The sequence below is a fragment of the Limnohabitans sp. JirII-31 genome, assembly GCF_002778315.1.
In the GTDB taxonomy this organism is placed as follows: domain Bacteria; phylum Pseudomonadota; class Gammaproteobacteria; order Burkholderiales; family Burkholderiaceae_C; genus Limnohabitans.
Genome location: NZ_NESA01000013.1, coordinates 80,929 through 90,377 on the forward strand (window position 1 = coordinate 80,929; position 9,449 = coordinate 90,377).

The window sequence follows — 9,449 nt, forward strand, 5'->3', positions numbered from 1 at the left end:
CTCACAAGAAGGAACTTGCATGACAGATTTGTACACACGTCGTTGGATTCACGCTGCGGCCTTGACCGCTGTGGCTGCCGCCGCCCTGGTCGGCTGCGGTAAAAAAGAAGAGGCCAAGCCCGCCGAAGCCCCCAAGGCTGAAGCCAAGGCCGAGCCACTCAAAATTGCCTTTGCCTACGTGGGCCCGGTGGGCGACGGTGGCTGGACCTTTGCGCACGACAACGCGCGCAAAGCCCTCGAAAAAGAATTTGGCGACAAGATCCAAACCTCGTTTGTCGAGAACGTGCCCGAGTCGGCTGATGCCGAGCGCGTGCTGCGCGACATGGTGGGCCAGGGCAACAAGTTGGTGTTTGGCACCACCTTTGGCTACATGGAGCCGATGCTCAAAGTGGCGGCTGACAACGCGGGCGTGAAGTTTGAACACGCCACCGGCTACAAGCAGGCCCCCAACATGAACACCTACGACAGCCGTACCTACGAAGGTGCGTACTTGGCCGGTGTGATTGCGGGCAAGATGACCAAGAGCAACACCCTGGGTGTGGTGGCTTCGATCCCAATTCCTGAAGTGATCCGTAACATCAACAGCTTCACCTTGGGCGCTCAGTCGAGCAACCCCAAAATCAAAACCAAAGTGGTGTGGGTCAACGAGTGGTTCAACCCACCGAAAGAAACTGAAGCTGCCACCAGCCTGATCAACGGTGGCGCTGACGTGTTGTTCCAAAACACCGACTCGCCCGCCGTGCTCAAAACCGCACAAGACAAAGGCAAGCGCGCCTTTGGTTGGGACTCGGACATGACCGCTTACGGCCCCAAAGCGCACCTGGCATCGAGCGTGATCAACTGGACGCCTTACTACGTGGCCGCCACCCGTGCTGCGCTGGAAGGCAAGTGGGCCGGTGGCGCACACACTTGGTGGGGCGTGAAAGAAGGCGCGATTGACATCGTGTCCATCGCCGAAGACGTGCCTGCTGAAACCAAAGCCAAAGTGGACGACGTGAAGAAGGGTTTGAAAGACGGCAGCTTTGCCATCTGGAAAGGCCCCTTGGCTGACAACACCGGCAAAGAAGTCTTGAAGAAAGACGAAGTGGCCGATGACAAGTTCATGAGTGGCATCAACTTCTTCGTCAAAGGCGTGGAAGGCAAGGTGCCTGGCGCCAAGTAAAACTGTCTATACAGTTTTCAGTTTGACAAAAGCCGCCTTCGGGCGGCTTTTGTCATTTTTTGGCCCGCGTTTTGCTAGCAATCTGAGCCAGTCTTTTTTAACCTTGAAGGAATTTGACATGAAATACAAACTCTCGCTGATTGCTTTCGCTGCGCTGACATCAGTGGCTGCTCAAGCTGCGGATTGGAGCGACACGGCTTTGACGTACCGCCATGGCAGCAAGTTTGCTGAGCCTTACGGCAACACAGATATCTCCAAAAACATCGTGGGCTTGACACACGTCAGCGGCTACAAATACGGCACCAACTTCTTCAACGTGGACATGTTGATGTCCAACAGCAAAGACCCTGCAACTGCCACCTCTTCTGAAGGCGCGCGCGAGGTGTATGTGGTGTACCGCAACACCGTGGACCTTGAAAAGGCCACCGGCAAGTCGTTCAAAACCAGCGGCGTGCGTGGCTTGGGCGTGACGGCTGGCTTTGACTTCAACACCAAAACTGATGCCGGCTACAACTCCAAAAAGGAAATGTTTGTGGTGGGCCCGACTTTGATGTTGGACGTTCCCGGTTTCTTGAACGTGAGCTTGCTTGCCTTGTTTGAAAGCAACTCTCCTTTCAACGGTTACAGCAGCACATCGACGCCGCGTTATAACTACGACACCCATCCCATGATTAGTTTGTCTTGGGGTATTCCTTTCAGCGTGGCGTCTGTGCCCTTGTCTTTTGAAGGGTTTGCCAACCTGATTACCGCCAAAGGGAAAAATGAGTTTGGTGGTGACACCGCTGCAGAAACCAATATCGACATGCAAGTCATGTACGACATGAGTTCCGCCGTCAACGCCAGCAAGAACACCTTCAAAGTGGGCTTGGAATACCAATACTGGAAAAACAAGTTTGGCAATCCAACGACTGCCACAACCAACTCATCTACCGGACAAGCAGGCCCCGGCGCTTTCGCCAAGACCCCCATGATCCGCGCTGAATACCACTTCTAATCAAGCGCCATTCATGCACAAGGCCGCCCTCGGGTGGCCTTGTTTCGTTGGCGTTTCAACGCGTTCCAAATATGCGGTCGCCCGCATCGCCCAAGCCGGGCAAGATGTAGCCGTGGTCGTTGAGTGCGCGGTCAATCGATGCGGTGTAGATGTGCACGTCCGGGTGGCACTTGCGCACTTCGGCCAGGCCTTCAGGGCAGGTGAGCAGACACACAAACTTGACCGACCTCGGGTTCAAGGCTTTCACCCGCGTGATGGCTGCCACGGCTGAATGCCCGGTGGCCAACATGGGGTCGACCAGCACCACGTCGCGCTCTTGCATGTCGGGCGGCATTTTGAAGTAGTACTCCACCGCCTCTAGCGTGTGTGGGTCGCGGTACAAGCCAATGTGTCCCACGCGTGCGCCGGGCACCACGGTGAGCATGCCGTCCAAGATGCCGCTGCCTGCGCGCAAGATGCTTACCAGCACCAACTTTTTGCCATCAATCACGGGCGACTGCATGGTCTCCAGTGGGGTTTCGATCTCGATGTGCTGCACCGGCATGTCGCGCGTCACCTCATAGGCCATGAGCATGGACAGCTCATGCAGCAATTGGCGGAAGGAGTGTGTGCTGGCGTCTTTGCAGCGCATCAAGGTCAGCTTGTGTTGAACCAAGGGGTGGTCAATCAGATGGATGTGTGTGTCGGTCAACATGGTGTCCTGTGGGAATGGGTGACACAAAGCCAGCAACTTTTGAGCCAAAGTCACGGCGGCTGGTGCCTGCCCAATTGTCGACCCACGCACTGAATCGATCCGCCTGTTTGCACCACGACGTGGCAAGAGCAAGGCTGCCCAGCACCAAGAGCGTGCTTGTGTGTATGCGATTTGTGAGAAATACGTATACAAAGTTGGCATACGTTTTGCGATGTGTTTGCATGGACCTAAGCCAAGCCCCATCCAACGCAGCCGCCGTGGAGTTGGTGTCGCTCACAAAAAACTATGGCGATGGCAAGCCCGCTGTGGATGCCATCAACCTGCGCATTGCCAGTGGCAGCTATTGCTGTTTGTTGGGGCCGTCGGGTTGCGGCAAAAGCACCACCTTGCGCATGATCGCGGGTCACGAGTCGGTCACCAGCGGCGATGTGTTGCTGGAAAACCGCAACATCACCGACCTGCCCGCTGCTGCACGTGGCACTGCCATGATGTTTCAAAGCTTTGCCCTGTTTCCGCACATGTCGGCCTTGGACAACGTGGCCTTCAGCTTGAAGATGAAAGGGGTGGACACCGCCACCCGACACCAAGCTGCCGGGCAACTGTTAGAGCGCGTGTCCATGTCGCATTTGGCGCAGCGCAAGCCGGGCGAGTTGTCGGGTGGGCAGCAGCAGCGCGTGGCCTTGGCGCGTGCATTGATCACCGAACCCAAGGTGTTGTTGCTGGATGAGCCGCTGTCGGCCCTGGACCCTTTTTTGCGCATTCAAATGCGCGCCGAGTTGAGGCGTTGGCAAAAAGAGCTCAAGCTGACCTTCATCCACGTGACCCACTCGCAAGAAGAGGCCATGGCCTTGGCCGACACCATGGTGGTGATGAACCACGGAACCATCGAGCAAATGGGCTCACCGCACGAGATTTACAACCAACCCCGCAGCGAGTTTGTGGCGCGCTTCATGGGCGGGCGCAACGTCCTTGCATGGTGTGGGGCACTCATCACGGTGCGTGCAGACCACATGCAGTTGCATGCCATGACAGACCGCGTAGCGCCTGGTAGCCAGAGCCTCACAGCACGCATCACAGACATTGAATACCAAGGCACGCATGTCTTGGTGGGCTTGCAAGCGCAGGCAGCGGCACCGCAAGCCACTCTTTCAGAGCTGACGGTGATGGTGCCTGAAAACCGCTTCATGGCGCAGCCTTTCGCGTTGGGCCAGCAGGCACAAGTGGCTTGGTCTGTGGATGCCGCGCATCACTTCACGTCAGCGTCAGTTTCAACGGTTTGATTTCTCTTTACCCACCATCCTCAAGGAGTATTTGCCATGTCAGAGCCAGTTGTTCAAAACACATCGTCGCTGCAAGACGCAGCGTCTGAAACCCTGTCGTCTTCGGTGCCGCGTCGCGCCTTGCTCAAAGGCACCGCAGGCATTTTGGCGTCGGGCTTGTTTCCGGCCATCCATGCGCAAGAAAAAATCGTGCTGCGTTACCTGGGCACGGCGGTGAACCAAGACAAAGCAATTGGCGACAAGTTCAAAGCAGACACTGGCATTGAAATTCAATACGTGGCGGTGACCACCGACGACGTGACCAAGCGTGCTGTCACCGCGCCCAACACCTTTGACTTGATCGATACCGAGTACTTCTCGCTCAAGAAAATCGTGCCCACCGGCAACCTCAAAGGCATTGACACCAAGCGCATCAAAAACGCCGACAAGATCACCAGCTTGTTCACCACAGGCAAAGTCGCGGGCAAAGCGGTGGGTGACCAAGGCACAGCACCCAAGAAAGTGATTTACCTCGAAGGCGAAAAGAGCAAAGTCTTCGCCAAGAGCCCCACCCAATTCATGTCCTTGATCCCCACGGTCTACAACGCCGACACCCTGGGCATTCGCCCCGACCTGATCAAGCGCCCCATCAACTCGTGGGCCGAGTTGCTCAACCCCGAGTTCAAGGGCAAGGCCGCCATCTTGAACATTCCCTCCATTGGCATCATGGACGCGGCCATGGTGGTGGAAGCCATGGGCATTTACAAATACCCCGACAAGGGCAACATGACCAAGAAGGAAATTGACCTCACCATCAAAACCCTGATCGAAGCCAAAAAAGCAGGCCAATTCCGCAGCTTGTGGAAAGACTTCAACGAGTCGGTCAACCTGATGGCCTCGGGCGAGGTGGTGATTCAGTCCATGTGGTCACCGGCTGTCACAGCCGTGCGCTCCAAGGGCATTGACTGCACCTTCCAGCCTTTGAAAGAGGGATACCGCGCCTGGGCCGCAGGCTTTGGTCTGCCTGCCACCTTGAGCGGCAAAAAGCTCGATGGCGCGTACGAGTTCATCAACTGGTTCTTGGACGGCTGGGCCGGTGCCTACCTGAACCGCCAAGGCTATTACAGCGCTGTGCTCGACACCGCCAAATCCAAAATGGAAGCCTACGAGTGGGCGTATTGGATGGAAGGCAAGCCTGCCACGCAAGACATCAAGAGCCCGCATGGCGATGTGTTGGCCAAAGCCGGTGCGGTGCGTGACGGCGGCAGCTACGAAGCGCGCATGGGCGGCATTGCGTGCTGGAACGCGGTGATGGATGAAAACAACTACATGGTCCAGAAATGGAACGAGTTTGTAGCGGCCTAACCGGCTGATGCCTAGCCCACCGATCGGACCGCCACTGCGATGACCAGCCCCCAGACATCCACCGGTCCGATCGCTGCTGCCCCGCTGGGGCGGCAGTTGGCTGCTGCGTGGCAAGCAGCGCCTTTGGCGCTGGTGTTTGCGGTGTTCTTTGTGATTCCGTTGGCCTTGGTGGTAATGGTCAGTTTTTGGGACTTCAACGAGTACGAGTTATTGCCGGACTTCACCTTCAAAAACTACCTGTCGATTTTTGAAGGTTGTGCCTCAGAAGGTGATTGGTGCGTGACCTTGAAGACCTATGTGTCCACCTTCAAGTTTTGCGCGTGGGTGTGGTTGCTGACCTTGGTGATTGGGTTCACCGTGTCGTATTTCTTGGCCTTTTTTGTCACCTCTGTGAGTGTGCAAACCGTGCTGTTTGTGCTGTGCACCATTCCCTTTTGGACCTCCAATGTCATTCGCATGATTTCGTGGGTGCCTTTGCTGGGACGGCATGGCTTGGTGAACCAGGCCTTGGTCCAGGCGGGGGTGATTGCCTCACCCATTGAGTGGTTGTTGTTTTCAGATTTTTCGGTGGTGTTGGCCTTTGTGCATCTCTACACCATGTTCATGATCGTGCCCATCTTCAACTCCATGATGCGCATCGACCGCAGCCTGATCGAAGCTGCCAGCGACAGCGGTGCCAGCGCGTGGCAAATCTTGTGGAACGTGATCGTGCCCTTGTCCAAGACCGGCATCATCATTGGCTCGATCTTCATCATCACCATCGTGATGGGCGACTTTGTGACCATCGGCGTGATGGGCGGTCAGCAAATCGCCTCGGTTGGAAAAATCATCCAGGTGCAGACTTCGTACCTTCAGTTTCCTTTGGCTGCGGCCAATGCAGTGATCTTGTTGGCCATTGTGCTGATGATCATTTGGGCGCTGACGCGCATGGTCGACATCCGCAAGGAGCTGTGACATGAAGCGCAGCTTGGAGTTTTGGTTGCTCGCATGTTTCTTCGCTGCGTTTGTGTTGTTTTTGTACGGTCCGATGTTGACCATTGTGGTGTTGAGTTTTCAAGGCCCTGAAGGCGGCTTGACCTTTCCTTTGCGTGGCACGTCCACTTATTGGTTTGCCAAACTGCAAGAAGGCTTAGGGGTTGTGGACATTGGGGCCGCCCTAAAACGGTCCTTGGGACTGGGCACGGCGGTGATGGTGTTGACGGTGGTGTTCTCGCTGTTGGCGGGCTTGGCCTTTCGCAAAAAACTGCCATTCGCCAACACCTTGTTTTATGTGGTGGTGGCGAGTTTGATCATGCCGTCCATCATCGTGTCCTTGGGCATTGGTTTGGAATTTCGATTGATCGATGGCGTCATCAAAGGAGGTCTTGACATGCTGGGCATGCAAGAGGTGTTGGAGGGCTATGGCAGTGCTTTGGGCTTGTCCACCTCTGCCTTGGGCGCACACCTGACCTGGACGCTGCCCTTTGGCCTGCTCATCATGTTTGCGGTTTTCAACCGTTTCAACCCGGCGTATGAAGAAGCCGCGCGCGACTTGGGTGCCAGCCCCTGGCAAGGCTTTCGTCATGTGGTGCTGCCCATGATTGCTTCTTCTGTGGTGGGAATTGCCATGTTTGGCTTCACCTTGAGTTGGGACGAAATCGCCCGTACCTCACAAGCCATTGGCGACGTCAACACACTCCCCTTGGAGTTGCAAGGCCTCACCACCACCGTCACCACCCCAGCCATTTATGCCTTGGCCACGGTGACCACCTTGGTGTCGTTGGTGGTGATGACCGTCACCCTGTGTTTGGTGGCGTGGTTTGACCAACGCGCCAAGCGTTCGCGCGCATGACCCATGCGTGAGTTGCTGGTCATCAACCCCAACACCACGCCATCGGTGACGCGTTTGTTGGCGCAACATGCGCAGGCGGTGGCGGGCGCAGATGTGCGCGTGACCACCCTGCAAGCGCGTTTTGGTGCGCCCTATATTTCCGATGAAACCAGCTATGCCGTGGCAGGCCACGCCACGCTCGATGCCTACCTGCAACACACCCGCAACCACCACGCAGCACCGAGCGCGGTATTGATTGGCTGCTTTGGTGACCCGGCCTTGTGTGCCTTGCAAGAAATTAGCGACGCGCCGGTGACGGGGCTTGCTGCGGCTTCATTCTTGGAGGCTGCTTTGCAAGGGCCTTTTGCCATCGTCACCGGTGGTGAGCGCTGGCCCGCCATGTTGACGCGTCTCGCGCACGCTTTGGGTTATGCCGATACCTTGGCAGGGACCTACACCGTGCAAGCCACGGGTGCGCAACTGGCAGCTGATCCGGTGGCTGCACAAGTTGTCTTGCGTGACGCTTGTTTGGCAGCCCTTGAAAAATTTCAAGTCAACAGTTTGATCTTGGGCGGTGCAGGTTTGGCGGGCATGGCGGCTGAGTTGCAACACGCCCTGCCTGTGCCCATCATCGACAGTGTGCAAGCCGGTGTGCGGCAAGCTGTGCGCGCCATGTCGCGCGTGGCAGGTGTGGCACGTCACAAGCCAGATGTGTCTTGGTTCAAGACCGACAGCGTCATCCCTGATTAGTGCGCACCTTGCTTTAAACAAGTGCACTCGCACATTTTTGATGCTCAGTTTTATTGATTTTTAGCCATTCACTGGGCTTTTGGTTTGGCATATTTTGTGCACAACATCTTTGGGCTTTCAAAGCCGCGGTGTCAGTCTTTTTCAAACCAAAAAAGGGAAATCATGCAATTCACTTTCAAACTCGGCGCCATTGCTTTGGCTGCTTCTTTGTCTTCGGCGGCCATGGCCGATATGAAAATCACCGGCGTGATTGATGGTGGCTACGTCACCACCAACAAAACCGGTACCTCAGCGAACAAAACCATTTCAGGCGCTGCCAGCAGCATCTTGGGTGTCTCGAATGTGGGCATCTCGGGTGACAAAGATTTTGGTGATGGTGCCACTGGATTTTTCAATTTCCAAGCGGGCTTCAACCCCACCGATGGCAAGATGTCTGACACCTCGACCTTGTTCTCTCGCAACGCCTATGTGGGCCTGAAGGGTGCGGCTGGCAGCGTGTCGTTGGGTCGTCAATGGAACTTGAACGACGACTGGTTGGTCGGCTCTGTGTTCAAAGGCGGTTACAACGCCGGTGCGGTGTTCAAGTTCTCGGAGTTTGATGCGATCAGCGATATTTACTCTAAGTCCATCAAGTACGTCACACCCACCATGGGCGCTTTCCAAGGTGCGGCCATGTATGCATCGAACCTGAACTCTGACAGCACGGGCTCTTTGAGCAACTTCGGTTTGAAGTATGCCGACGGTCCCATCTATGCAGCGGCCACCGTGTTCAACGAAAAGAGCACCACCGACACCACCTACAAGTTGACCACCATGGGGGCCAGCTACACCATGGGTGCCTACAAGCCGCGCATTGGTTATGCATCGAGCGACATTGCCGCAGGCACCTTTGTGTCTGTGGGTACCTTCGCTGCTGCGACCAAAGCCAACGTCACCAACCTCGGCATCGACTACGCCGTGAACCCCAAGTTGACCGTGTCTTTGGATTCGCTCAAGCGTAAGAACACCACCTTGTCCAACGACTCCACGGTGACGCGTCTGTTGGCCATTTATGCATGGCGTCCTGATGTGGCCTTTGTGGGCAACGTGGCGCGCATCACAAACTCCAGCACCGCCAGTCAGTCGCTGTCTAGCGAGTCATCGGGTTGGGTGGCAGGCCAATCGCAACAGTCTGTGGCCATGGGTGTGCGCGTGACTTTCTAAGCCGCGTTGTTTTTTCTCCAAGGTTTTTAACGCGTCTATCCACGTCTAGCGGGTAGACGCTTTTTTGTTTGAAAAGGAAATTGATCATGATGAATCGTCGAGGAAACCTCAAGGCCCTGGCCGCAGCCGCAGCGCTGTCGGTGGGATCGTTTGCCGTTGTGCCGCAAGCCTTTGCCGCAGACACCATCAAGGTGGGCGTGCTGCACAGCCTG

The 9,449-nt window shown here is 56.1% G+C and carries 9 protein-coding genes; 8 read left to right on the forward strand and 1 reads right to left on the reverse strand.

Annotated features, from left to right (window positions below; translation table 11 throughout):
* Positions 1–19: 19 nt before the first annotated feature.
* Positions 20–1,162: a BMP family ABC transporter substrate-binding protein gene (locus tag B9Z41_RS14735; protein WP_100147834.1), complete on the forward strand. Its 1,143-nt coding sequence runs from the start codon at positions 20–22 to the stop codon at positions 1,160–1,162.
* 118 nt (positions 1,163–1,280) lie between these two features.
* On the forward strand, positions 1,281–2,156 hold the full coding sequence (locus B9Z41_RS14740) for an outer envelope protein (RefSeq protein WP_100147851.1): 876 nt from the start codon (positions 1,281–1,283) through the stop codon (positions 2,154–2,156).
* A gap of 55 nt (positions 2,157–2,211) precedes the next feature.
* Here B9Z41_RS14740 and upp read toward each other — a convergent pair whose 3' ends face one another.
* Positions 2,212–2,850 carry a uracil phosphoribosyltransferase gene (upp, locus tag B9Z41_RS14745; protein WP_100147835.1) on the reverse strand — a complete coding sequence of 213 codons (639 nt, stop codon included), beginning with the start codon at positions 2,848–2,850 and terminating at the stop codon, positions 2,212–2,214.
* A gap of 221 nt (positions 2,851–3,071) precedes the next feature.
* On the opposite strand from upp, the gene B9Z41_RS14750 reads away from it, so the two are divergent.
* The 6 genes from B9Z41_RS14750 (at position 3,072) to B9Z41_RS14775 (ending at position 9,237) form a co-directional block, all read left to right on the forward strand.
* Positions 3,072–4,130 (forward strand): ABC transporter ATP-binding protein, encoded by a 1,059-nt coding sequence (locus tag B9Z41_RS14750; protein ID WP_100147836.1) that lies wholly within the window; start codon positions 3,072–3,074, stop codon positions 4,128–4,130.
* Between the two features lie 36 nt (positions 4,131–4,166).
* Positions 4,167–5,474, forward strand: coding sequence for a PotD/PotF family extracellular solute-binding protein (locus B9Z41_RS14755; RefSeq protein WP_100147837.1), 1,308 nt, complete (start codon positions 4,167–4,169; stop codon positions 5,472–5,474).
* Between the two features lie 39 nt (positions 5,475–5,513).
* Positions 5,514–6,428: an ABC transporter permease gene (locus tag B9Z41_RS14760; RefSeq protein WP_100147838.1), complete on the forward strand. Its 915-nt coding sequence runs from the start codon at positions 5,514–5,516 to the stop codon at positions 6,426–6,428.
* Position 6,429: 1 nt separating this feature from the next.
* Positions 6,430–7,305, forward strand: coding sequence for an ABC transporter permease (locus tag B9Z41_RS14765; RefSeq protein ID WP_100147839.1), 876 nt, complete (start codon positions 6,430–6,432; stop codon positions 7,303–7,305).
* 3 nt (positions 7,306–7,308) lie between these two features.
* On the forward strand, positions 7,309–8,034 hold the full coding sequence (locus tag B9Z41_RS14770; RefSeq protein WP_143474212.1) for an aspartate/glutamate racemase family protein: 726 nt from the start codon (positions 7,309–7,311) through the stop codon (positions 8,032–8,034).
* Between the two features lie 162 nt (positions 8,035–8,196).
* On the forward strand, positions 8,197–9,237 hold the full coding sequence (locus tag B9Z41_RS14775; protein WP_100147840.1) for a porin: 1,041 nt from the start codon (positions 8,197–8,199) through the stop codon (positions 9,235–9,237).
* Positions 9,238–9,449 lie beyond the last annotated feature (212 nt).

Bases quoted from the DNA above. Each gene is read 5' to 3' on its own strand.
- B9Z41_RS14735 (WP_100147834.1), top strand. From the start codon at position 20: ATGACAGATTTGTACACACGTCGTTGGATTCACGCTGCGGCCTTGACC.
- B9Z41_RS14740 (WP_100147851.1), top strand. From the start codon at position 1,281: ATGAAATACAAACTCTCGCTGATTGCTTTCGCTGCGCTGACATCAGTG.
- upp (WP_100147835.1), bottom strand. From the start codon at position 2,850: ATGTTGACCGACACACACATCCATCTGATTGACCACCCCTTGGTTCAA.
- B9Z41_RS14750 (WP_100147836.1), top strand. From the start codon at position 3,072: ATGGACCTAAGCCAAGCCCCATCCAACGCAGCCGCCGTGGAGTTGGTG.
- B9Z41_RS14755 (WP_100147837.1), top strand. From the start codon at position 4,167: ATGTCAGAGCCAGTTGTTCAAAACACATCGTCGCTGCAAGACGCAGCG.
- B9Z41_RS14760 (WP_100147838.1), top strand. From the start codon at position 5,514: ATGACCAGCCCCCAGACATCCACCGGTCCGATCGCTGCTGCCCCGCTG.
- B9Z41_RS14765 (WP_100147839.1), top strand. From the start codon at position 6,430: ATGAAGCGCAGCTTGGAGTTTTGGTTGCTCGCATGTTTCTTCGCTGCG.
- B9Z41_RS14770 (WP_143474212.1), top strand. From the start codon at position 7,309: ATGCGTGAGTTGCTGGTCATCAACCCCAACACCACGCCATCGGTGACG.
- B9Z41_RS14775 (WP_100147840.1), top strand. From the start codon at position 8,197: ATGCAATTCACTTTCAAACTCGGCGCCATTGCTTTGGCTGCTTCTTTG.